General features: G+C 67.5%; 14 protein-coding genes. 11 read left to right on the top strand and 3 right to left on the bottom strand.

The window, feature by feature from the left end; genetic code table 11:
- Positions 1-3: 3 nt before the first annotated feature.
- From B447_RS19150 to B447_RS19115, 8 genes are all read left to right on the top strand, one after another.
- Entirely contained in the window at positions 4-720 is a 717-nt protein-coding gene (locus B447_RS19150; RefSeq protein ID WP_232431679.1) for an ABC transporter ATP-binding protein, read from the top strand.
- Positions 717-2,012: an ABC transporter permease gene (locus B447_RS19145; protein ID WP_002944460.1), complete on the top strand. Its 1,296-nt coding sequence runs from the start codon at positions 717-719 to the stop codon at positions 2,010-2,012. Before B447_RS19150 ends, B447_RS19145 begins: the two co-directional genes overlap by 4 nt.
- Positions 2,013-2,056: 44 nt before the next feature.
- Positions 2,057-2,677, top strand: coding sequence for a DUF3299 domain-containing protein (locus B447_RS19140; RefSeq protein WP_002931916.1), 621 nt, complete (start codon positions 2,057-2,059; stop codon positions 2,675-2,677).
- 103 nt (positions 2,678-2,780) lie between these two features.
- Positions 2,781-4,976, top strand: a complete 2,196-nt coding sequence (locus B447_RS19135) for a type I secretion system permease/ATPase (RefSeq protein WP_002944457.1) — start codon at positions 2,781-2,783, stop codon at positions 4,974-4,976.
- The gene (locus tag B447_RS19130) at positions 4,976-6,394 is read left to right on the top strand and encodes an HlyD family type I secretion periplasmic adaptor subunit (RefSeq protein ID WP_002944455.1); all 1,419 of its coding nucleotides are present in this window, start codon (positions 4,976-4,978) and stop codon (positions 6,392-6,394) included. The genes B447_RS19135 and B447_RS19130 overlap by 1 nt, the downstream gene beginning before the upstream one ends.
- A 2-nt stretch (positions 6,395-6,396) precedes the next feature.
- Positions 6,397-7,014, top strand: a complete 618-nt coding sequence (locus tag B447_RS19125; RefSeq protein ID WP_002944445.1) for a response regulator transcription factor — start codon at positions 6,397-6,399, stop codon at positions 7,012-7,014.
- Between the two features lie 129 nt (positions 7,015-7,143).
- Entirely contained in the window at positions 7,144-15,891 is an 8,748-nt protein-coding gene (locus B447_RS19120) for a retention module-containing protein (RefSeq protein ID WP_002944443.1), read from the top strand.
- Between the two features lie 56 nt (positions 15,892-15,947).
- On the top strand, positions 15,948-16,277 hold the full coding sequence (locus B447_RS19115; RefSeq protein WP_002944440.1) for a hypothetical protein: 330 nt from the start codon (positions 15,948-15,950) through the stop codon (positions 16,275-16,277).
- 48 nt (positions 16,278-16,325) lie between these two features.
- Here the strand turns inward: B447_RS19115 and B447_RS19110 are convergent, their stop codons facing one another.
- Together B447_RS19110 and B447_RS19105 are read right to left on the bottom strand one after the other, a co-directional pair.
- On the bottom strand, positions 16,326-18,245 hold the full coding sequence (locus B447_RS19110) for an EAL domain-containing protein (protein WP_002944439.1): 1,920 nt from the start codon (positions 18,243-18,245) through the stop codon (positions 16,326-16,328).
- A gap of 25 nt (positions 18,246-18,270) precedes the next feature.
- On the bottom strand, positions 18,271-18,966 hold the full coding sequence (locus B447_RS19105) for a transglutaminase-like cysteine peptidase (protein WP_002931944.1): 696 nt from the start codon (positions 18,964-18,966) through the stop codon (positions 18,271-18,273).
- 226 nt (positions 18,967-19,192) lie between these two features.
- On the opposite strand from B447_RS19105, the gene B447_RS19100 reads away from it, so the two are divergent.
- The gene (locus tag B447_RS19100) at positions 19,193-20,656 is read left to right on the top strand and encodes a TolC family outer membrane protein (protein ID WP_002944438.1); all 1,464 of its coding nucleotides are present in this window, start codon (positions 19,193-19,195) and stop codon (positions 20,654-20,656) included.
- A 36-nt stretch (positions 20,657-20,692) separates the two neighbouring features.
- On the opposite strand, the gene B447_RS19095 is transcribed toward B447_RS19100, so the two are convergent.
- On the bottom strand, positions 20,693-21,475 hold the full coding sequence (locus B447_RS19095; RefSeq protein ID WP_002931954.1) for an enoyl-CoA hydratase/isomerase family protein: 783 nt from the start codon (positions 21,473-21,475) through the stop codon (positions 20,693-20,695).
- 170 nt (positions 21,476-21,645) lie between these two features.
- Here B447_RS19095 and B447_RS19090 point away from each other — a divergent pair, with 170 nt between their 5' ends.
- Entirely contained in the window at positions 21,646-21,966 is a 321-nt protein-coding gene (locus B447_RS19090; protein WP_386039804.1) for a DUF485 domain-containing protein, read from the top strand.
- Positions 21,966-23,642, top strand: coding sequence for a cation acetate symporter (locus tag B447_RS19085; RefSeq protein WP_002944434.1), 1,677 nt, complete (start codon positions 21,966-21,968; stop codon positions 23,640-23,642). The genes B447_RS19090 and B447_RS19085 overlap by 1 nt, the downstream gene beginning before the upstream one ends.
- The last annotated feature ends 172 nt before the right edge of the window (positions 23,643-23,814 follow it).

The raw sequence follows: 23,814 nt of genomic DNA, 5'->3' as shown, positions 1-23,814 counted from the left end.
GCCGTGCCTGCGGTCCGCCTCGCCGGGCTGCGCTATCGCTGGCCGGGCGCGCAAGCCGACTGCCTCGACATCGAGCGCCTCGACATCGCCAGTGGCGAGCGCGTCTTCCTGCGCGGGCCGAGCGGCAGCGGCAAGACCACGCTGCTGTCGCTGGTCGGCGGCGTGATCCTCCCCCAGGCCGGCTCTGTCGAGGTGTCCGGGCAGGTGCTGGCGGCGCTGTCGTCGGGTGCGCGCGACCGCTTCCGTGCCGACCATGTCGGCTTCGTGTTCCAGCTCTTCAACCTGCTGCCCTGGCTGTCCGCCCTCGACAACATCCTGCTTGCCTGCCGCTTTTCGCCCCAGCGCCGTGCGCGGGTGGCGGCCGCTGGCAGTACGCCGGCGGCCGAGGCAGCACGCCTGGCTGCGCGGCTCGATCTCGACCCCGGCCTGCTCGCGCGCCCGGCGGCGCAGCTGTCGGTCGGCCAGCAGCAGCGCGTGGCCGCCGCACGCGCACTCATCGGCCGTCCCGGCCTGGTGGTGGCCGATGAGCCTACATCCGCGCTCGATGCCGACCGCCAGCAGGCCTTCATTGCGCTCCTGCTCGAGGAGTGCGCAGCAGCCGGTGCTGCCTTGCTCTTCGTGAGCCACGACCAGCGCCTGGCGGCCCACTTCGACCGCGTGCTCGAACTCGACCACATGAACCGCGCCTCGGCAGCGTGCGCGGCGGAGGGCGGCGCATGAGCACCGTGCTCGGCCTCAGCCTGCGCAGCATCGCCAACCGCCGTCTGTCGGTCGGCCTCACGGTGGTCGCGGTGGCGCTCGCGGTCGCGCTCCTGCTCGGTGTCGAACGCCTGCGCAACGACGCCCGCGCCGGCTTTGCGCAGACCATCTCGGGCACCGACCTCGTGGTCGGTGCTCGCAGTGGCCCGGTACAGCTGCTGTTGTACTCGGTCTTTCACCTCGGCAACGCCACCAACAACGTGTCGTGGGCGAGCATCGAGCACATTGCCGCCATGCCCCAGGTCAGCTGGCTGGTACCGATCTCGCTCGGTGATTCCCATCGCGGCCACCGTGTCATCGGCACCACCGTGGGCTTCTTCGAGCATTACCGCCATGGCGACCGGCGCGCGCTGCGTTTCGAACAGGGGCGTGCCTTTGCCGATGCGCCCGCCGAGGTTGCCGGCATCTTCGAGGTCGTGCTCGGTGCCGAAGTGGCCGCGCGCTTCGGCTACCGGCTCGGCCAGCAGATCGTGCTCAGCCACGGCACGCTGGGCGGGCAGGGCGGCCCGCGCTTTGCCGACCACGACGACAAGCCCTTCACCGTCGTCGGCATCCTGGCGCGCAGCGGCACGCCAGTCGATCGTGCGCTGCTGGTGAGCCTGGAGGGCATCGAGGCCATTCACATCGACTGGCATGGCGGCGCGCCCATCCCCGGTCTGCGCATTGCCGCCGAGCATGTGCGCAAGTTCGATCTCCAGCCCAAATCGGTCACCGCTGCCCTCGTCGGCCTGCACAGCCGTACTGCAGTGTTCCGCGTGCAGCGCCAGATCAACGGCCATGGCGACGAGGCGCTCACCGCCATCCTGCCCGGCGCCACGCTGCAGGAGCTGTGGGGGCTGGTCGGCATTGCCGAGAAGGCGCTGCTCGCGGTGTCGGCGCTGGTGGTGGCAGTGGGGCTGGCCGGCATGGTGGCGGTCGTGGTCGCCAGCCTGGGCGAGCGTCGCCGCGAGCTCGCCATCCTGCGCGCGCTCGGGGCCAGCCCGCGCCAGGTGTTCGCGCTGCTTGCAAGCGAGAGCGTGATGCTGGCGCTGGCGGGTATCGCGCTTGGCCTGGCGCTGCTGTATGGTGCGAGCGCGGCGTTGGCGCCGTGGTTGAGTGCCAATCATGGCCTGCAACTGACGCTCGGCTGGCCGACCTCTGGCGAATGGCGCCTGCTCGCGGCGGTGCTGGGGGCCAGCCTGATGGCGAGCCTGGTGCCGGCCTTGCGCGCCTACCGCTATTCGCTTGCCGACGGCATGAGTATCCGCGTCTGACTGCCGGCGGGCGTCCTCAAGATCTGAACAGGCTTCTACGATCGATGACTGCATCCAAGCTGTGCGCCGTGGTCGGCGCCTCCTTCCTCCTGTTGGCGGCGGTGCCGCAGGTTCAGGCGCAGAGCCAGGCTGCTGGTGCGCCGCAGTACCAGGTGGGCGACCGCCTGGCGGCGCCTGCCGGCAGCGCGAGCGGGCCGTTCCGCGAACTCAGCTGGGATGAGCTGATGCCCGCCGACTGGAAGCCCGAAGCACTGTTTGCCGACATCAACCTCGACGAGCTCGGCGACAACGACCCGCGCGCCATGGAGGTGCTGCAACGCATCCGCGAGGAATGGGACCGCGCGCCGGTCGTCGAGCGGCTTGCCGGCGAGCGTGTGCGCATCCCCGGCTTTCTCGTCCCGCTCGAGACCAACGGCGAACAGATCAGCGAGTTCCTGCTCGTGCCGTACTTCGGCGCCTGCGTGCATGTGCCGCCGCCGCCGGCCAACCAGCTCATCCACGTCATCCCCGACAAGGCGGTGCCGGCCGGCTACAACATGCTGCCGGTATGGGTCGAGGGGGTGATGGCGGTGGGGCGGATCGATTCCGACATGGGGGTGGCCGGCTACCAGCTGAGGGGGATGAAGGTCGAGGAGTACATCGACACCGAGCCGCTGCCGGACTGAACCGCAGCGGCAGGCGCCAATGTGACCGAATTAACGCTGCAAGCCGCGGGTTTGACTCAGTTTGGGCAGTTGCCCATAGAATGCGTCCAATTGTTCATCATGGATGACCTTCTGCGTGCAGCAAGCCTCGATCACCCTGGCGCCAGGCGCTGAGCCGGCATCGACCCCGGAACCGTCGCCGCGCGGCACGGATGCACTGCTCGCTTGCCTGCTGGTCGTGGCCCAGGCGCATGGCTTGTCCGTCACCCGCGAAGCCGTGCTCGCCGGCCTGCCGCTCGAGGGCGGGCGGCTCGGCCCGGCGCTGTTCGAACGCGCGGCAAGCCGGGCCGGGCTGTCGAGCCGCATCGTGCGCCAGGCCCTCGAGCACGTCGAACCCGCGCTGCTGCCCGCAGTGCTGCTGCTCGAGGACGGCCAGGCCTGCGTGCTCATGCGCGTGGACGCAGCCGCCGCCGTGGCCGAGGTGGTGTTCCCCGAGCTCGGCGACAGTGTGGTGACGATCGCGCTCGCCGAGCTGCGCGCGCGCTATGTCGGCGTCACCCTGTACGCGCGCCCGCGCCACCGCTTCGACGCGCGTACGCCCGAGGTCCGCGGTACGCGCGCCGGGCACTGGTTCTGGAGCGTGATGGCCGAGAACCGGGCGCTCTACCGCGACGTGCTGCTCGCGGCGCTGGTCATCAACGTGTTCGCGCTCGCGCTGCCCTTGTTCTCGATGAACGTGTATGACCGCGTCGTCCCCAACAATGCCATCGAGACCCTGTGGGCGCTCGCCATTGGCGTCATGATCGTCATCTGCGGCGACTTCGTGCTGCGCATGCTGCGCGGCTACTTCGTCGATCTTGCCGGTAGCCGTGCCGACGTCAAGCTGTCGGCGGTGATCATGGAGAAGGTGCTTGGCCTGCGCATGGAGGCCCGGCCCGACTCGGCCGGCTCCTTCGCCTCCAACCTGCGTGCCTTCGAGTCGGTGCGCGACTTCATCAGCTCGGCGACGGTCACCGCCTTCATCGACCTGCCGTTCGCGCTGCTCTTCGTCATCGTCATCGGCTGGATCGGCTGGCCGATGGTGATCCCCTTCGTCGTCGGCATCACGCTGCTGCTGCTCTACTCGCTCACCGTCCAGCGCCGCATGCATGCGCTGGCCGAAACCACTTACCGCGCCAGCGCGCAGCGTAACGCCACCCTGGTCGAGGGCCTGGTCGGCATGGAGACGGTGAAGGCGATGGGGGCCGAGGCGGTCATCCAGGGCAAGTGGGAGAAAAGCGCAGCGCTGGTCGCAAGCGTCGGCGCACGCCTGCGCCTGCTCGCCGCCACGAGCTCGAACGGCGCCCTGTGGGTGCAGCAGATGGTGAGCCTGTCGACAGTCATCATCGGCGTCTACCTGATCAGCGAGGGCGAGCTCACCATGGGCGGCCTCATCGCCTGCTACCTGCTGTCCTCGCGCGCGATGGCGCCGATCGGCCAGGTCGCCGGGCTGCTGGTGCAGTACCACTCCGCAGCGACCGCCTTCGAATCGCTCGAGGAGCTGATGCAGCGCCCGGTCGAGCGTCCGCAGGACAAGCGCTTCCTGAGCCGTCCGCTGCTGCGCGGCGACATCGAGTTCCGCAACGTCAGCTTCGCCTACGGCGAGGGCGAAATGCCGGCCCTGCGCGAGGTCTCCTTCACCATCCGTGCCGGCGAGCGCGTGGGCATCCTGGGCCGTGTGGGCTCAGGCAAGACCACGCTCGAGAAGCTCATCCTCGGGCTCTACCAGCCCACCGGCGGCGCCGTGCTGGTCGACGGCATCGACCTGCGCCAGCTCGACCCCGCCGAGCTGCGCCGCAACATCGGCTATGTGCCGCAGGATGTCACCCTGTTCTACGGCTCCCTGCGTGACAACATCGTCATCGGCATGCCGGAGGCGGGCGACGACAAGGTGTTGCGTGCCGCGCGCATTGCGGGCATCGCCGACTTCGTCGACGCCCACCCGCACGGTTACGGCATGCTCGTCGGCGAACGTGGCGAATCGCTCTCGGGCGGGCAGCGCCAGGGCGTGGCCATCGCCCGTGCGCTGGTCGCCGACCCGCCCATCCTGCTGCTCGACGAGCCTTCTGCCTCGATGGACCACGCCAGCGAGGAGGCGCTCAAGCAGCAGCTGCGCGCGCACGGCGCCGGCAAGACGCTGATCGTGATCACGCACCGAACCTCGCTGCTCGATCTGGTCGACCGCATCATCGTCATCGACGCCGGTCGCATCGTCGCCGACGGGCCCAAGGCCCAGGTGGTCGACGCCCTGCGCCAGGGCCGTATCGGGAGGGCAGGCTGATGTTGCCGCGCATGCAGCGTTCGCTGTTCGACAAGGTTGGCGAGGTGTCGCAGGGCTCGACGCAGCTCGGCGGTGGTGCGCTCGACCGCCTGGTGCGCAGCGCCGCCCGTGGCGACCGCCCGGGCGCCGATGACTGGATGGGCGAGGCCGACTGGGCCCGCCTGCAGCAGGAGCCGCTGCGCGCACGCGGCCTGCTGTGGATCATCGCCCTCGTGCTGGTCGCGCTGGTCGCGTGGGCGGCGCTGGCCGAACTCGATGAGGTCACGCGCGGCGAGGCGCGTGTCATTCCGTCGTCGCAGCTGCAGGTGGTGCAGTCCTTCGATGGTGGCGTGGTCGAGGAGATCGCCGTCCGCGAAGGCCAGGTCGTCGACACCGGCGAGCTGCTGTTGCGCATCGACCCCACGCGCTTCGTCTCGACCCTGCTCGAAAGCCGCGCCACCGCGCAGGCGCTGCAGGCCAGGGCAGCCCGCCTGGAGGCGCTCACGCGCGGCGGCGAGTTTGCCGTCGCCGCAGAGCTCGAGCGCGAGATCCCCGACATCGTCGCCCACGAACGCCGCATGTTCGAGACCAGTCGTGAGGGTATCAACGCCCAGATCGCCATTGCCCGCCAGCAGCTCAGCCAGCGCCAGCAGGAACTCAACGAAGTGCGCGCACGCCGCGATCAGGCTGCACGCGGCCTCGATCTTGCGGTGCGCGAGCTTGACGTCACCCGGCCGCTGGTGCGTTCCGGCGCGGTGTCCGACGTCGACATCCTGCGTCTCGAGCGCGATGTCGCACGCATGCGCGGCGAGCGCGACCAGGCCGCGGCGCAGATCTCGCGCGTGCAGGCCGCAATCACCGAAGCCGAAGGCAAGATCCAGGAGGTCGAGCTGGCGGTGCGCAACCAGTGGCGTGCCGAGCTCTCCGACACCATGAGCAAGCTCGGCAGCCTGTCCGAGGGCGCCCGTGGGCTCGAGGACCGCGTCAAGCACGCCGAGATCCGCTCGCCGATGCGTGGCACCGTCAAGCGCCTGCTCGTCAATACCGTGGGCGGCGTGGTACAGCCCGGCCGCGAGGTGGTCGAGATCGTCCCGCTCGACGACGCCCTGCTGCTCGAGGCGCGCATCAAGCCCAGGGACATCGGCTTCCTGCGCCCCGAGCAGCCGGCCGTGGTCAAGTTCAGCGCCTACGACTTCGCCATCTACGGTGGGCTCGACGCCGTCGTCGAGCACATCTCGGCCGATACCGTGCTCGATGACAAGGGCAACGCCTTCTACATCGTGCGCGTGCGCACACTGCAGAACGAGCTCGGCGAGGGCATGCCGATCATCCCCGGCATGGTCGCCGACGTCGACATCCTCACCGGCAAGAAGAGCGTGCTCGCCTACCTCGCCAAACCCGTGCTGCGCGCCAAGGCCAAAGCACTGACGGAGCGCTGAGCATGACCGAATACTTCATCAGCCCCAGCGCGCGGGCGCTCGACGCCTGGCGCAAGGCTTTCTCGAGCGCGGTGGTGCTTGGTTCCGCCGAACAGCTGCCGGCACTGGCCGCGGATGACCTCGTCTGGGTCGATGTCGAACTCGACGATTGGGCCGGCACGGTGCGCAGTCTGACCGCGAGGGGCGTGCGCGTGGTCGTCGTGTCGGCCCTGCCCGCGGACGAGCAGGCCCTGCGTGCGCTCGACAGCGGCGCGCGCGGCTACTGCCATGCATTCGCGGCCGCCGGCTTGTTCCACGAGGTGGCGCTCGTCGTGCGCCATGGTGGTCTGTGGGTCGGTCCGCAGCTATTGGCGCGCTTGATAACCGGGCTGGCGCCGCAACTCGCCCAGGCACCCGAGGCGCCCGCTGCACCCGCGCTCGATGAGCTCAGCCCGCGCGAGCGTGAGGTGACGATCGCCGTTGCCGAAGGGCTCACCAACAAGCAGGTCGCCCTGCGTCTCGACATCTCCGAACGCACGGTCAAGGCGCACCTGGCTGCGGTCTTCGACAAGCTCGGCGTCCCCGACCGCCTGCAGCTCGCCTTGCTCGTCTCCCGCGTCGGCGCTCAAGCCCAAGCGTGACGTAGTTCGCAGCCTGTCCACCTGGACAATAGCGCCTGCGCCGATGCCTCCGTACGCTTGCCAGCATCATGATTCTTGGTGCCCGGTCGCATCACGCGGCCAAGCGGCGCATAACGGAGAGCGAACGAAATGGCTGAAGCCCAGGTGGTTGGAAACGTCGTCTACGTCAGTGGTCAGGTTCTCGCCCGCAACGCCGATGGCGAACTGCGCGTGCTCAAGGTCGGCGACACCGTCCTCGAAGGCGAGGTCATCATCACCGGCCCCGGCGCCCGCGTCGAATTCTCCCACGCCGACGGCGCCACCACCCTCGTCCCCGAAGACAGCAGCGTCCTCGTAGCCGCCGACATGGGCGAGGCCGGTCGTGCCGACGCCCGTGCAGCTGCTGTCGAAGACGCCACCATCGCCCAGGTCATCCAGGCCATCGAAGCCGGGCAGGACCTGGGCGAAGTGCTCGAGGACCCGGCAGCCGGCCTGGCTGGCGGCGGCGCGGGCGAAGGCAGCAGCTTCGTGCGGCTGCTGCGCATCAGCGAGGACCTGGAAGGTGCGGGGCCGGTCGTCGATGGCAATGCTGAGGGCGATCGTCTCGAGTTCACCGCAGGTGCAGTCGATGGGCGGGCGGGCGCTGCGGCTGATGACGACGGCGCCCCCGTCGACACCCTGGCTCCGAGCGTCGTGGTGACGATCAATCCGGACGGGACTGTCAGTATCGTCTTCAGCGAGCCGCCGGTGGGCTTCGAGGCGAGCGACGTCGTTGTGACCAACGGTTCGATTTCCAACCTGGTGCAGGATCCGACCGATCCGACCCGTTGGACCGCCGACCTGACCCCGGCCGCTGGTTTTGAAGGTACGGTCACGGTCGAGATTCCCGCCGGTAGCTACACCGATGCGGCGGGTAATTCGGGCGGCGGCGGCAGCGACAGCACCGTGGTTGACACGCTCGCACCGAGCGTCAACGTCACCATCAACCCCAACGGCACCGTCAGCTTCGTGTTCAGCGAAGCCCCGGTGGGCTTCGAGGCTGCAGACGTCGTTGTGACCAACGGCAGCATCAGCAACCTCGTCCAGGACCCGACCGACCCGACGCGCTGGACGGCCGATCTGACCCCGGCCGCGGGTTTCGAGGGCAACGTCACCGTCGAAGTCCCCGCCGGCAGTTACACCGACGTCGCCGGCAATGCCGGTAGCGGCGATAGCGACAGCACGGCAGTCGACACGCTCGCGCCGAGCGTCAATGTCACGATCAACCCGGACGGTACCGTCAGCTTCGTGTTCAGCGAAGCCCCGGTGGCCTTCGAGGCTGCAGACGTTGTTGTGACCAACGGTTCGATTTCGAACCTGGTGCAAGATCCGACCGACCCGACGCGCTGGACGGCCGATCTGACCCCGGCCGCGGGCTTTGAAGGCACCGTGACCGTTGAAGTCCCCGCCGGCAGCTACACCGACGTGGCCGGCAATGCTGGCAGTGGCGATAGCGACAGCACCGCGGTGGATACCTTGGCCCCGAGCGTCAATGTCACGATCAACCCGGACGGCACGGTGAGCTTCGTGTTCAGCGAAGCCCCGGTGGGCTTCGAGGCTGCCGATGTGGTCGTCACCAACGGTTCGATCTCGAACCTGGTGCAGGATCCGACCGATCCGACGCGCTGGACGGCTGATCTGACCCCGGCCGCGGGCTTTGAAGGCACGGTGACCGTCGAAGTCCCCGCCGGTAGCTATACCGACGTGGCCGGCAACGCCGGTAGCGGCGATAGCGACAGCACCGCGGTCGACACGCTCGCGCCGAGCGTCAATGTCACGATCAACCCGGACGGCACCGTCAGCTTCGTCTTCAGCGAGCCGCCGGTGGGCTTCGAGGCGAGCGACGTGGTCGTCACCAACGGCAGCATCAGCAACCTCGTCCAGGATCCGACCGACCCGACCCGCTGGACGGCCGACCTGACCCCGGCCGCCGGCTTTGAAGGCAACGTCACGGTCGAAGTCCCGGCTGGCAGCTATACCGACGTGGCCGGCAATGCCGGTAGCGGCGATAGCGACAGCACGGCAGTCGACACGCTCGCGCCGAGCGTCAATGTCACGATCAACCCGGACGGCACGGTGAACTTCGTCTTCAGCGAAGCGCCGGTGGGCTTCGAGGCGAGCGACGTCGTTGTGACCAATGGTTCGATCTCGAACCTGGTTCAAGATCCGACCGATCCGACGCGCTGGACGGCTGATCTGACCCCGGCCGCGGGCTTTGAAGGCACGGTGACCGTCGAAGTCCCGGCAGGCAGTTACACCGACGTCGCCGGCAATGTCGGCAGTGGCGATAGCGACAGCACCGCGGTGGATACCTTGGCCCCGAGCGTCAACGTCACGATCAACCCGGACGGCACCGTCAGCTTCGTCTTCAGCGAAGCCCCGGTGGGCTTTGAAGCTGCCGATGTGGTCGTCACCAACGGTTCGATCTCGAACCTGGTGCAAGATCCGACCGACCCGACGCGCTGGGCCGCCGATCTGACCCCGGCTGCCGGCTTTGAAGGCACCGTGACCGTTGAAGTCCCCGCCGGCAGCTACACCGACGTGGCCGGCAATGCTGGCAGTGGCGATAGCGACAGCACCGCGGTGGATACCTTGGCCCCGAGCGTCAATGTCACGATCAACCCGGACGGCACGGTGAGCTTCGTGTTCAGCGAAGCCCCGGTGGGCTTCGAGGCTGCAGACGTCGTTGTGACCAATGGCAGCATCAGCAACCTCGTCCAGGATCCGACCGATCCGACGCGCTGGACGGCTGATCTGACCCCGGCCGCGGGCTTTGAAGGCACGGTGACCGTCGAAGTCCCCGCCGGCAGCTACACCGACGTGGCTGGCAATGCCGGCAGTGGCGATAGCGACAGCACCGCGGTCGACACGCTCGCACCGAGCGTCAACGTCACCATCAACCCCAACGGCACCGTCAGCTTCGTGTTCAGCGAAGCCCCGGTGGGCTTCGAGGCTGCAGACGTCGTTGTGACCAACGGCAGCATCAGCAACCTCGTCCAGGACCCGACCGACCCGACGCGCTGGACGGCCGATCTGACCCCGGCCGCGGGTTTCGAGGGCAACGTCACCGTCGAAGTCCCCGCCGGCAGTTACACCGACGTCGCCGGCAATGCCGGTAGCGGCGATAGCGACAGCACGGCAGTCGACACGCTCGCGCCGAGCGTCAATGTCACGATCAACCCGGACGGCACGGTGAGCTTCGTGTTCAGCGAAGCCCCGGTGGGCTTCGAGGCGAGCGACGTTGTTGTGACCAACGGTTCGATTTCGAACCTGGTGCAGGATCCGACCGACCCGACGCGCTGGACCGCCGATCTGACCCCGGCCGCGGGCTTTGAAGGCACGGTGACCGTCGAAGTCCCCGCCGGCAGCTACACCGACGTCGCCGGCAACGCCGGCAGTGGCGATAGCGACAGCACCGCGGTGGATACCTTGGCTCCGAGCGTCAATGTCACGATCAACCCGGATGGCACGGTGAGCTTCGTGTTCAGCGAAGCCCCGGTGGGCTTCGAGGCTGCAGACGTTGTCGTGACGAACGGCAGCATCAGCAACCTGGTGCAGGATCCGACCGACCCGACGCGCTGGACGGCCGACCTGACCCCGGCCGCCGGCTTTGAAGGCAACGTCACGGTCGAAGTCCCGGCTGGCAGCTATACCGACGTCGCCGGCAATGCCGGCAGTGGCGATAGCGACAGCACGGCAGTCGACACGCTCGCGCCGAGCGTCAATGTCACGATCAACCCGGACGGTACCGTCAGCTTCGTGTTCAGCGAAGCCCCGGTGGGCTTCGAGGCTGCAGACGTTGTTGTGACCAACGGTTCGATTTCGAACCTGGTGCAGGATCCGACCGACCCGACGCGCTGGACGGCCGATCTGACCCCGGCCGCGGGTTTCGAGGGCAATGTCACGGTCGAAGTCCCCGCCGGTAGCTACACCGACGTCGCCGGCAATGCTGGCAGTGGCGATAGCGACAGCACCGCGGTCGACACGCTCGCGCCGAGCGTCAATGTCACGATCAACCCGGACGGCACGGTGAGCTTCGTGTTCAGCGAAGCCCCGGTGGGCTTCGAGGCTGCAGACGTTGTCGTGACGAACGGCAGCATCAGCAACCTCGTCCAGGATCCGACCGACCCGACCCGCTGGACGGCCGACCTGACCCCGGCCGCCGGCTTTGAAGGCAACGTCACGGTCGAAGTCCCGGCTGGCAGCTATACCGACGTGGCCGGCAATGCCGGTAGCGGCGATAGCGACAGCACGGCAGTCGACACGCTCGCGCCGAGCGTCAATGTCACGATCAACCCGGACGGCACGGTGAACTTCGTCTTCAGCGAAGCCCCCGTGGGCTTCGAGGCTGCAGACGTCGTTGTGACCAATGGCAGCATCAGCAACCTCGTCCAGGATCCGACCGACCCGACGCGCTGGACGGCCGACCTCACGCCGGCCGCTGGTTTCGAGGGCAACGTTACGGTTGAAGTCCCCGCCGGCAGCTATACCGATGTGGCCGGCAATGCTGGCAGTGGCGATAGCGACAGCACCGCGGTGGATACCTTGGCCCCGAGCGTCAATGTCACGATCAACCCGGACGGCACGGTCAGCTTCGTCTTCAGCGAGCCGCCGGTGGGCTTCGAGGCGAGCGACGTCGTTGTGACCAATGGTTCGATCTCGAACCTGGTGCAAGATCCGACCGACCCGACGCGCTGGACCGCCGATCTGACCCCGGCTGCCGGCTTTGAAGGCACCGTGACCGTTGAAGTCCCCGCCGGCAGCTATACCGACGTGGCCGGCAACGCCGGTAGCGGCGATAGCGACAGCACCGCGGTCGACACGCTCGCCCCGAGCGTCAATGTCACGATCAACCCGGACGGCACGGTCAGCTTCGTGTTCAGCGAAGCCCCGGTGGGCTTCGAGGCGAGCGACGTTGTTGTCACCAACGGTTCGATTTCGAACCTGGTGCAGGATCCGACCGATCCGACGCGCTGGACGGCTGATCTGACCCCGGCCGCGGGCTTTGAAGGCACGGTGACCGTCGAAGTCCCCGCCGGCAGTTACACCGACGTGGCCGGCAACGCCGGTAGCGGCGATAGCGACAGTACGGCAGTCGACACGCTCGCGCCGAGCGTCAATGTCACGATCAACCCGGACGGCACGGTCAGCTTCGTGTTCAGCGAGGCGCCGGTGGGCTTCGAGGCTGCAGATGTGGTCGTCACCAACGGTTCGATCTCGAACCTGGTGCAAGATCCGACCGACCCGACCCGCTGGACCGCCGATCTGACCCCGGCCGCAGGCTTTGAAGGCACGGTGACTGTCGAAGTCCCTGCGGGCAGTTACACCGACGTGGCCGGCAATGCCGGCAGTGGCGATAGCGACAGTACGGCAGTCGACACGCTCGCGCCGAGCGTCAATGTCACGATCAACCCGGACGGCACCGTCAGTTTCGTCTTCAGCGAAGCCCCGGTGGGCTTCGAGGCGAGCGACGTCGTTGTGACCAATGGTTCGATCTCGAACCTGGTGCAAGATCCGACCGACCCGACGCGCTGGACGGCCGACCTCACGCCGGCCGCTGGTTTCGAGGGCAATGTCACGGTCGAAGTCCCGGCCGGTAGCTACACCGACGTGGCCGGCAATGCTGGCAGTGGCGATAGCGACAGCACGGCGGTCGACACGCTCGCCCCGAGCGTCAATGTCACGATCAACCCGGACGGCACGGTCAGCTTCGTGTTCAGCGAAGCCCCGGTGGGCTTCGAGGCGAGCGACGTTGTTGTCACCAACGGTTCGATTTCGAACCTGGTGCAAGATCCGACCGACCCGACGCGCTGGACCGCCGATCTGACCCCGGCCGCGGGCTTTGAAGGCACCGTGACCGTTGAAGTCCCCGCCGGCAGCTACACCGACGTGGCCGGCAATGCTGGCAGTGGCGATAGCGACAGCACCGCGGTCGATACCTTGGCCCCGAGCGTCAATGTCACGATCAACCCGGATGGCACGGTCAGCTTCGTGTTCAGCGAAGCCCCGGTGGGCTTCGAGGCTGCCGATGTTGTCGTCACCAACGGTTCGATCTCGAACCTGGTGCAAGATCCGACCGACCCGACGCGCTGGACGGCCGACCTCACGCCGGCCGCTGGTTTCGAGGGCAATGTCACGGTCGAAGTCCCGGCCGGTAGCTACACCGACGTGGCCGGCAATGCTGGCAGTGGCGATAGCGACAGCACGGCGGTCGACACGCTCGCCCCGAGCGTCAATGTCACGATCAACCCGGACGGCACGGTCAGCTTCGTGTTCAGCGAAGCCCCGGTGGGCTTCGAGGCTGCAGACGTGGTCGTCACCAACGGTTCGATTTCGAACCTGGTGCAAGATCCGACCGACCCGACGCGCTGGACCGCCGACCTCACGCCGGCCGCCGGCTTTGAAGGCACGGTGACTGTCGAAGTCCCGGCTGGCAGTTACACCGACGTGGCCGGCAACGCCGGTAGCGGCGATAGCGACAGCACCGCGGTCGACACGCTCGCGCCGAGCGTCAATGTCACGATCAACCCAGATGGCACCGTCAGCTTCGTCTTCAGCGAAGCCCCGGTGGGCTTCGAGGCGAGCGACATCGTCGTCACCAACGGTTCGATTTCGAACCTGGTGCAGGATCCGACCGACCCGACGCGCTGGACCGCCGACCTCACGCCGGCGGCCGGCTTTGAAGGCACGGTGACCGTCGAAGTCCCCGCCGGCAGCTACACCGACGTCGCCGGCAATGCCGGTAGCGGCGATAGCGACAGCACGGCAGTCGACACGCTCGCGCCGAGCGTCAATGTCACGATCAACCCGGACGGCACCGTCAGTTTCGTCTTCAGCGAAGCCCCGGTGGGCTTCGAGGCGAGCGACGTCGTTGTGACCAACGGCAGTATCAGCAACCTCGTCCAGGACCCGACCGACCCGACCCGCTGGACCGCCGACCTGACCCCGGCCGCCGGCTTTGAAGGCACGGTGACCGTCGAAGTCCCCGCCGGTAGCTATACCGACGTGGCCGGCAACGCCGGTAGCGGCGATAGCGACAGCACGCTGATCGATACCAGCGCGGCGATTACCGTCAGTCTTAATAACGTCGGTAGTGCCAATGTCACCGCGGTGCCGATCACCGGCACCACCACCAGTGTGGAGCCCGGCCAGACGGTTACGCTCGTCATCAGCGACAACGACCCCGCCACGCCGGATGTGACGGTCACGACCACGGTCAATGCCGACGGCAGCTACGGCACCACGGCCAACCTCAGCGCGCTCACCGATGGTCCGCTCACGGTCACCGCCACGGTTACCGACCTTGCCGGCAACACGGCTGTGGATAGCGACAACGGGGTGAAGGCCATCGCCGACACGCCCAACCTCGCGCCCATCAACGACATCTTCATCCTCACTCCCGGCAGCACCGTCATCTCTACGGGTGGTAGCGACACGGTGGTCACGCCGGGCGACAACAACTCCGGCAATGGTGTCTTGAGGGCGGATCTCGAGCGCGAGCTTGGCCTGCCCAGCGGCTACCTGAGCAACCGTTTCAACCCTGTGGGCGAAAACGTCACCCACAACGGCAACGTCACCGTGCTCGACGGCAAGGTCACCGAATCGCATCACGCAATGACGGCCGGCTCCACGGTGAGCTGGAACTACATCTTCACCAACGGCGAGAACCTCGCGTCCGAGGTTGCGAATGGCTTCAACGACCTGGTCGTGCTCATCGTGACCGATCCCTCCGGCGCCAAGCAGTCGATCCTGGTCAACGCCTCCGAGGTCAAGTTCCCGCAAAGCAGCGTCAGCGACAGCTTCACCTTCACCGCCAGCGCCGATGGCCAGTACAGCTTCCAGTGGCTGGTGCTCAACGGTGGCGACCGCCTCAAGGACTCGTCGCTGCAGCTGTCTGCGCCGCGCTTTGGCGCGCCGGGCGATGCTGCGGCCTACGGTGCGCCCGTGCGCCTGCCCGTGTTTGCCGAACTGGCTGACAAGAGCGGGTCCGAGGTGCTCACCGTCGTCGTCTCCGGCGTTCCTGCCGGCGCCCGCTTCACCTCGGGTACCGACAACGGCGACGGCACCTGGACCTTCACCGCGGCCGAGCTCGGCAACCTGCTGCTGATGCCGCCTGCAGGCTTCTCCGGCTCGATGGCGCTCACCGTCACTGCGATCGCACGTGAGACCGCGAATGACGACACCGCGGTCAGCCAGCAGACCGTCAACATCACCTTCAACCAGACCGACTCCACCGTCACCAACAGCACCGGTGCGGGCCAGACGCTCAACGGCACCGGCGGCGACGATCTCATCCGCGGCTATGCGGGCGACGACACCATCAACGGCGGTGCCGGCGACGACCTCATCTTCGGCGGTGCCGACAATGACACCCTGCGTGGCGGGACGGGTAACGACTGGCTGTATGGCGGGCAGGGCAACGACACCCTGTACGGCGATGCCGGCAACGACGTCCTCGTCGGCGGTGCGGGTAACGATACCCTGTATGGTGGTGCCGGAGCCGACGTGTTCAAGTGGCAGTTCGGCGACCAGGGCAGCACCAGCGCGCCCGCGGTCGACGTGGTCAAGGACTTCAGCGTGAGCCAGGGCGACGTGCTCGACCTGCGCGACCTGCTGATCGGCGAATCCCACCAGGGCATCGACGCCGGCAACCTCGCCGACTACCTCGACTTCAGCTTCGAGCCGGGCGCGGGCTCCGCCGCCGGGACGACCGTCATCGCGGTCAAGACCCAGGGGGCGGCAATGACGGGGCCGGACCAGATCATCCGCCTCGAAGGTGTCGACCTGCTGGGCGGCCTGGCCGACGACAATCAGATCATCCAGAACCTGCTCAGCAGCGGCCGGTTGATCACCGACTGACCATGTCCCAATGGCCTGCCGGGGCAACCCGGCAGGCCACCGCAAGAGGCTCAGGCATGCCTTACGTAGAACGCAACGCCGCTGGAGACATTGTCGCCGTCAGCGCCACCGAAGACGCGATCCACCGTCACCTCGTCGACGCCGAAGACCCACAGCTGCGGGTCTTCCTGCACAAGCTCAGCGCCACCCCCGGGCTCGCCGAGACGGATCTGCACATGGTCCGCGTGCTCGAGGATCTCATCGACCTGCTCGTCGAACGCGCGGTGATCCGCTTTACCGACCTGCCGCCCGCGGCCCAGGAGAAGCTCAGCGCACGGCGCAGCGCACGGGTCTCGATGCGCAGCCTGCACCTGCTCGACGACGCTGACGGACAGGTGGTGCTCTGACCTACCGCGTCCGCCGCGCCCTGGCCCGCTGTCCGCAGGCCCGGGCGCTCATGCTTGCGCCTGCACGCCTGGTCCGGTCACCCCGTCCACCCCCAGGCGTGTCAGCGCCGCTTGCTCCTGTGCCGTGCTCACGCCCTCGGCAATGACCTGCACGCCGATGCTGTGCGCCAGCATGCACAGGCTGCGCAGTACGTTCTGGTTGCCGGGCTCGGTGTCGATGCTGCGCACCATGGACGCATCCACCTTGATGTAGTCCAGGCCCAGGTCGTGCAAGTCACCGATGCGCTTGAGCTCACGGCCGCAATGCTCGATACCGATCCGGCAGCCAAGCGGCTTGAGCATCTGGCACAGCTCGCGGAACTCCGCAGGGTGCTGCACCACGCCGTACTCCGGTACCTCGACCCACAGCTTGCGTGCAGCCTCGGGTCGGCTGTCGAGCAGCGTCTGCAGATGGTTACGGAAGGCTGCATCGCACAGCGACTCGGCCGATATGTTGATGCCCAGCGCCGACGGTTCCTGTTCCACGTCCAGCAACGCACGTCGCACAACCTCGGCGTCGATCCGGCTCACCAGCCCGAGGCGCGCCGCCCACGGCATGAAATAGCCCGCGCTCTGCCACTCGCCACCCATCTCCAGGCGCACCGGCGCCTCCTGGTGCAACACGGCGCCGCCTGTCGACAGCACCGGGAAGCGTGCCAGCATCATCCGCGACTTCAGCACGGCATCCTCGATCGCACAGCGCCAACCATGCAGGTCGGTATGCGGCAGGGGCGGCCGGCCGGGGTCGGCGATGCGGATCATGCGCGCGCCGTCCTGCTCGGCCCCCGCCAGCGCCCCGTCGGTATGGGCGAGCAGCGCCTTCAGCGCCGTGCCTGGTGCAAACGCGCATGCCCCCAGCGCAAAGGCCACCTCCAAGGGCTCGCCTTCGCCAGCGTGGGCGATCGCGCGGTCGATCTCCACCTGCATGCGCTGAGCGACTGCGGCGGCATCCTCCTCGCCGCAGGCCAGCAGCGCAAAATCGGTACCGTTCAGTCGTCCTGCCTCCCAGCCCGGCTGCGACGACGCCAGGTGCAGCAGGTGATGGCCGAGCGTGCGCAGCAGGGCATCGACCGCCGGTCGTCCCAGGCGGCGGTTCAGCGCAGCCATGTCGGCAATGCGCGCGATCGCCAGCGTGCCGCCGGCACGCGCATCCTCACGCTCCAGGGCACTCTCCACCTGGCGCAGGAACTGGGCACGGGTCATCAGGCAGGTCAGTGCGTCATGCTGGCTCTGGAAACGCAGCGCCTCCAGGCGCTCGGCCTCCTCACTCAGCATTTGCCGCACCCTGCCTGACAAGGCGTTCATCGCCCCCACCACGCGGCGGAACTCCAGCGTCCCCGGTTCGGCGGTGGTGACGAAGCGGCGCTCGCCAATCGCGCTCGCCTGCGCGACCACATCGTCGAGCGGGCGCAGGATGCGCTTGAGCAGAGCCGTACCCAGCGCGCCACAGGCCAGGCCACCAAGCGCAAACCACAGCAACAGGTCCAGCGTCGATTGCCACAGCGACTCATAGGCATAGCGGTCATGGCTCAGCACCTGCAGCGTACCGAACTGGTGCCAGCCATCCTGCACCTGCGCCACCCCCGCACCCGCCTGCATCGGCACCAGCGCCCGGAACCAGGCCGGCACAGTCCCCGCCTCGCCCGCGTCGCTCAGCTCGGCGATCGTCTCTCCATTGGGCGCGGTAAGCCGGATCAACCGGTAGTGGCCGGTGTCCATGCGCGCCGACATCTGCAGCTCGATGCTCACCGGGTCCTTCGGCAGATGCGACAGCACCAGCGCCAGCGCCCCTGCGTTGTCGATGTTCTTCACCGTCATCGCCTGCACCAGGTAAGCCCGCGCCGACAGGGTGCCCACGACCAGGCTTCCTCCCAGGGCGAGCACGGTCAGGCAGACGGTTGCGATCCACAGCTTCTTGATCAGGGACATGATGGGTGCATCCTTGCAGAGATCTTCATTTTCTCAGTTCGAGCCCTTCGCTCGCCATGCGCTCCAGCACGCTGCGCCAGCGCGACAGGCGCGCCGTCGGGTCTGCGGACGAGGTGCTCGCGCCCTGTACCCACAGGCCTTCGCTGGTGAAGCTGAAAATCGGAAACAGGTCGGGGCGGCGGCTGGCCGGGCGAATCTCGCCCACCAGGTTGTCCAGGATCAGCGGCTCGGCGTCGGCCGATTCGAAATAGCCCACCACCATATGGGCCTGCGACACCGTGCTTTGCGGCCCGCCGATGCGGGCTCGCACATAGATCAGGCGCAGCCGTTCGGCCGGCATGCCCAGCGCAATCAGGCTGGCGTACTTGGCGATTGCAAAATCCTCGCAATCGCCTGCGCCGCGCGCAAGCATCTCAAGCGGCGTCGCCCAGTAGTCCGCTTGCCGCCAAACCACGATGTCATCCTCGAAGCGCACCCGGCGGTTGAAGAACCCATTCACGCGCGCCAACTGGTCCGCCGTCTCCAGCGCCGCCGCCTCGCCCAGCATCGCACGCCAGTCGCGCACCTGCTCGGCCACTGCGTCGCCGTGGCGGGCGAGGGCGATGCGCTCCATGTGCTCGAAGTCGGCCTCGGCCAGCACGCGCGACAAGCCGCCCGCCAGCGCCAGTATGGCGAGCAGGTAACAAACCGTCCTGGAAAGGGCGACGAGGGTCAGGGGCATGACATAATGCTGGCCGGGTGCTCACGATTATGCGGGATCGGCCGTGATGCGGCACAGCGCTGGCCGCGCCACGACGTGACCCAGGACACGCCGGAGCCGGTAAATGCGCATGGCTTGTGCATTGCGTCACCGATTGCCGTCGATCTACCCACAACGCACGACCCGGATTGGGTCTAATGCGCACGTACTCCGAATCGCTCTCCGTTCGAAACCAAGGTTCTAATAAATGAACAATAAAGCTCTTCGCCGCACGCTCGGCATGATCGCACTCCTTGCGGTGCATGGCACTGCACAGGCAGCTTCCGCCCCAGTCCCCGACGCGCTGCGCGACGCCGTGCTCAAGGTCGTCGCCACCAACCCCGACGTGCAGGCACGCTGGCACGCTTTCCGCGCCGCCGGCGCCGAGCAGGACGTTGCGCGCGGCGGCTACCTGCCGCAGGTCGACCTCAACGCCGGCATTGGCCGCGAACGTGTCGACCGTCCCCGCGAACCCGTTGACAGCTACACCCGCCGCGGCGCCACCCTGTCGCTCAACCAGATGCTGTACGACGGCTTTCTCACCCGCAGTGAAGTGTCCCGCCTTGGCTACGCTCGTCTCGCCCGCTACTACGAAGTTGTCGATGCGGCCGAAACTGCCGCGCTCGACACGGTGCGCACCTACGCCGACGTGCTCCGCTACCGCGAACTCGTGCAGCTGGCCAAGGACAACTACGTCGAGCACCGCCGCGTGTACGACCAGATCGCCGAGCGCGCCGCCGCCGGCGTGGGCCGCCGCGTAGATCTCGAGCAGGCCAGCGGCCGCCTCGCGCTTGCCGAATCCAACCTCCTCACCGAGGTCAGCAACCTGCACGACGTCAGCGCGCGCTACCTGCGCCTGGTCGGCGAAGAGCCTGCCGAGCGCCTCACCGCGCTTCCCGACACCCTCGCCGGCAGCGAAGGCCTGCCTGCCACCGCCTCCGACGCCGTGCGTGCCGCGCTCGTCTCCAGCCCCGCCATCAACGCCGCGGTCGAGAACGTGCGCGCCGGCCAGGCAGAAGTCCAGGCTCGCCGCAGCGCCAACCAGCCGCGTATCGACTTGCGCGCCCGCCAGTCGCTCGACAACAACCTCGACGGCGTCAGCGGTAGCACGCGCGAAGGCGTGGTCGAAGTCGTGCTCAACTACAACCTGTTCCGCGGTGGCGCCGACCAGGCCCGCATCCGCCAGGCGGCAGAAACGCTCAACCAGTCCCGCGACCTGCGCGAAAAGGCCTGCCGCGACCTGCGCCAGACCCTGTCCATCGCCTACAACGACAGCGCCCGCCTGCGCGAGCAGCTCGGCTACCTCGACCAGCACCAGCTGGCCATTGCCAAGGCGCGCGAAGCCTATCGCCAGCAGTTCGACATCGGCCAGCGCACGCTGCTCGACCTGCTCGATACCGAGAACGAGTACTTCCAGGCTCGCCGCGCCTACACCGGCGCCCGCTTCGACCTCCTCACCGCCCAGGCGCGCACCCTCGCCGGCATGGGGCAGTTGCTGCCCAGGCTGCAAGTTGCCCGCGAAGGCTTGCCCTCGGCTGCCGAACTTGGTCAGGACCGCGACGGCATCGACCCCGCCGAGCTCTGCCCGCCGGACGCCCCGTCCATGCTGCAGGTCGACAAGGACGCGCTGTTTGCCGAGGCCCTGCGCGAGGCCGGCGCCCGCAGGCCCTGATCCCACTCGGCGCGGGGGGGCGCCTCGAGTGCTCCCTCAGCGCCCTTTGAACACCGGCGCGCGCTTGTTCAGGAAAGCATCCAGGCCTTCGCGGTAATCCTCGGTCGCCAGAAAGTCGAACGCAGCGCGCCGCTCGGCCTCATCCAGCGGCGCGCCAGTCATCAGCCGGCGCACCCACTGCTTGTGCCAGCGCGCCACCAGCGGTGCCCCTGCGCAGATACGCTCAGCGCTCAGCGCCGCCTCCTCGAACACGCGCTCGTCATCCACCACCCGGCTCAGCAGGCCCTTCTGCAAGGCCTCGCGTGCATCCAGGATACGGCCCTCGAGCAGGATCTCCAGCACCACCGCCGGCCCCACCAGCGCCAGCAGCCCGGCCATCTCCCCCGGGTACATCGAGAACCCCAGGCGGTTGATCGGCGCACCAAAGCGTGACGACTCGCCAGCGATACGGATGTCGCAGCAGCCGGCAATCTCCAGCCCGCCGCCCACGCACGCACCGCGGATCGCCGCCACCGTCGGCACCGCACAGTCGCGCAGCGCGTTGAGCGCGCTCGCCACCAGATCCTCGTGGTAGTGCATCGCGTCATCCACCGTCGCACGCACGGTCACGAACTCCTCGATGTCGCCGCCAGCGGCGAAGGCCTTCTCGCCCGCGCCACGCACAATCACGCAACGCACGCCATCGTCGGCCGCAACGCGCGCCATTGCGGCGGAAAGACCGCGCCACATTGCGGCATTCACCGCATTGAGCTTGGACGGGTTGCACAGCGTCACGGTGGCGACGCCTGCGCTGATTTCACAATCGATTCCTGGGTTCATCGGCAAGCCTGACTATCGTCGATCAAAATTTTCCATACGGGGTAGTATGGGATCTTATGGATGATATATCATCCGCCGCTGCTGATAACCCCGCGTCAGACGGAGCGCTCGGCAAAAAGGAGGGTGGAGGGCAATGCAGTTCTACGTTGCTTATCCATGAGGAGGGAGAAGTGTCTGTCTCAATGTATGCGCATATTCGGCGCAACCCACGCTTCAAGGAGCTGGTAGCCAAGCGGACCCGTTTTGCGGGCATCCTCGCGGTCATCGTTCTGGCCATGTTCTATGGCTTCGTCCTGCTCGTCGCGTTCGCGCCCGGGCTCATCGGCATGCGCCTCTCCGAGGGCAGCAACATCACCTTCGGCATCGTTGCCGGCCTGTTCCAGTTCGTCTTCTTCTGGGTGCTCACCTGGGTGTATGTCCGTCGCGCCAACGGCGAATTCGACGACATCAACAAAGAAATCGTAAAAGCAGCATGGAAGGACGAGAAATGATGAACGCCACCTTCCTGTCGCGCCTCGGCGCCGGTCTCCTCGTCCTCGCCCTCCCTGCGCTCGCGCTCGCCAAGGGCGACATGGGCCAGATGGAGAAGCAGGCCCTCAATTTCCACGCCATCGGCATGTTCTTCGTGTTCGTGATGCTCACCCTGGGCATCACCTACTGGGCGGCCAGCCGCACCAAGTCGACTGCCGACTTCTACACCGCGGGCGGCGGCATCACCGGCTTCCAGAACGGCCTGGCGATCGCTGGTGACTACATGTCCGCGGCCACGCTGCTCGGCCTCACCGCCATGATGTACATGCAGGGCGTCGACGCCTACATCTACATGCTGTCCTTTTTCGTCGGCTGGCCCATCATCCTGTTCCTGATGGCCGAACGCCTGCGCAACCTCGGCAAGTTCACCTTCGCCGACATCACCGCCTACCGCCTCAACCAGGGCAAGGTGCGCACCATGGCCGCGGTCAGCTCGCTCACCGTGGTGTGCTTCTACCTCGTCGCGCAGATGGTCGGCGCCGGCCAGCTCATCAAGCTGCTGTTCGGCCTCGACTACAACATCGCGCTCGTCGTCGTCGGCGCGCTCATGATGATCTACGTCACCTTCGGCGGCATGGTCGCCACCACCTGGGTGCAGATCATCAAGGCCGTCATGCTGCTCATCGGCGGCACCACCGTCGGCGTGCTCGCCTTCAGCCAGTTCGGCTTCAGCTTCGACGAGCTCACCACCCGTGCGATGGAAGTGCACAAGCTGGGCGCCAAGCTGCTGTCCCCGGGCAGCCTGCTCGCCGACCCCATCACCGCCATCTCGCTCGGCCTGGGCCTGATGTTCGGTACCGCCGGCCTGCCGCACATCCTGATGCGCTTCTTCACCGTCACCGACGCCAAGGAAGCGCGCAAGTCCGTGCTCTACGCCTCGGGCATCGTCGCCTACTTCTTCAACGTCATCGCCATCATGGGCCTGTGCGCCATCCTCATCGTCGGCACCAACCCCGAGTTCTTCGAGGGCGGTGAGATCGGCGGCAAGGTCGTCGGCGGCGGCAACATGATCGCCATGCACCTGGCCCAGGCCGTCGGCGGCAACCTGCTGCTCGGCTTCCTGTCGGCAGTGGCCTTCGCAACCATCCTCGCGGTGGTGGCCGGCCTGGCGCTGGCTGGCGCGTCGGCGATCTCGCACGACATCTACTCGCGCGTCATCATGAAGGGCAAGGCCAACGAAGCCACCGAGCTCAAGGTGTCCAAGTACGCCACCATCGGCCTGGGCATCGTCGCCATCCTGCTCGGCATGGCCTTCGAGAAGATGAACATCGCGTTCATGGTCGCGCTCGCCTTCGGCGTTGCCGCATCGGCCAACTTCCCGGTGCTCATCCTGTCGATGTACTGGAAGGGCCTCACCACGCGCGGCGCCCTCATGGGTGGCTACTCCGGCCTCATCAGCGCGGTGCTGTTCGTGCTGCTGTCCAAGTCGGTGTGGGTCGACGTGCTGCACTTCGAGTCGGCCATCTTCCCCTACACCCAGCCCGCCCTGTTCTCGATGCCCATCGCCTTCTTCATGACCTGGCTGTTCTCCACGCTCGACAAGAGCCAGGAAGCCAAGGACGAGAAGGAAGCCTTCGAAGACCAGTACGTGCGCGCCCAGACCGGCGTCGGCGCTGCCACGGCCGCCGCGCACTAAGCCGCACGCGCTCCAAGCCCTCGCGGCTGGCCCCGCTCCCGTAGGAGCGGCGCCAGCCGCGAGCTTTTTGGGGCCCACCCAACGCCCATCGCCCCAACCCCTCGCGGCTCGCGCCGCTCCTACGGTGGGAACACACGCTGCGGCGCTCTCCTGTGGGAGCGGCGCCAGCCGC

The organism is Thauera sp. 27 (genome assembly GCF_000310125.2).
Taxonomy (GTDB): Bacteria; Pseudomonadota; Gammaproteobacteria; order Burkholderiales; family Rhodocyclaceae; genus Thauera; species Thauera mechernichensis.
This window is presented reverse-complemented; position numbering and strand designations above follow the sequence as displayed.

Bases quoted from the DNA above. Each gene is read 5' to 3' on its own strand.
- B447_RS19115 (WP_002944440.1), top strand. From the start codon at position 15,948: ATGCCTTACGTAGAACGCAACGCCGCTGGAGACATTGTCGCCGTCAGC.
- B447_RS19130 (WP_002944455.1), top strand. From the start codon at position 4,976: ATGTTGCCGCGCATGCAGCGTTCGCTGTTCGACAAGGTTGGCGAGGTG.
- B447_RS19110 (WP_002944439.1), bottom strand. From the start codon at position 18,245: ATGTCCCTGATCAAGAAGCTGTGGATCGCAACCGTCTGCCTGACCGTG.
- B447_RS19105 (WP_002931944.1), bottom strand. From the start codon at position 18,966: ATGCCCCTGACCCTCGTCGCCCTTTCCAGGACGGTTTGTTACCTGCTC.
- B447_RS19095 (WP_002931954.1), bottom strand. From the start codon at position 21,475: ATGAACCCAGGAATCGATTGTGAAATCAGCGCAGGCGTCGCCACCGTG.
- B447_RS19125 (WP_002944445.1), top strand. From the start codon at position 6,397: ATGACCGAATACTTCATCAGCCCCAGCGCGCGGGCGCTCGACGCCTGG.
- B447_RS19120 (WP_002944443.1), top strand. From the start codon at position 7,144: ATGGCTGAAGCCCAGGTGGTTGGAAACGTCGTCTACGTCAGTGGTCAG.
- B447_RS19085 (WP_002944434.1), top strand. From the start codon at position 21,966: ATGAACGCCACCTTCCTGTCGCGCCTCGGCGCCGGTCTCCTCGTCCTC.
- B447_RS19145 (WP_002944460.1), top strand. From the start codon at position 717: ATGAGCACCGTGCTCGGCCTCAGCCTGCGCAGCATCGCCAACCGCCGT.
- B447_RS19140 (WP_002931916.1), top strand. From the start codon at position 2,057: ATGACTGCATCCAAGCTGTGCGCCGTGGTCGGCGCCTCCTTCCTCCTG.
- B447_RS19100 (WP_002944438.1), top strand. From the start codon at position 19,193: ATGAACAATAAAGCTCTTCGCCGCACGCTCGGCATGATCGCACTCCTT.
- B447_RS19135 (WP_002944457.1), top strand. From the start codon at position 2,781: ATGACCTTCTGCGTGCAGCAAGCCTCGATCACCCTGGCGCCAGGCGCT.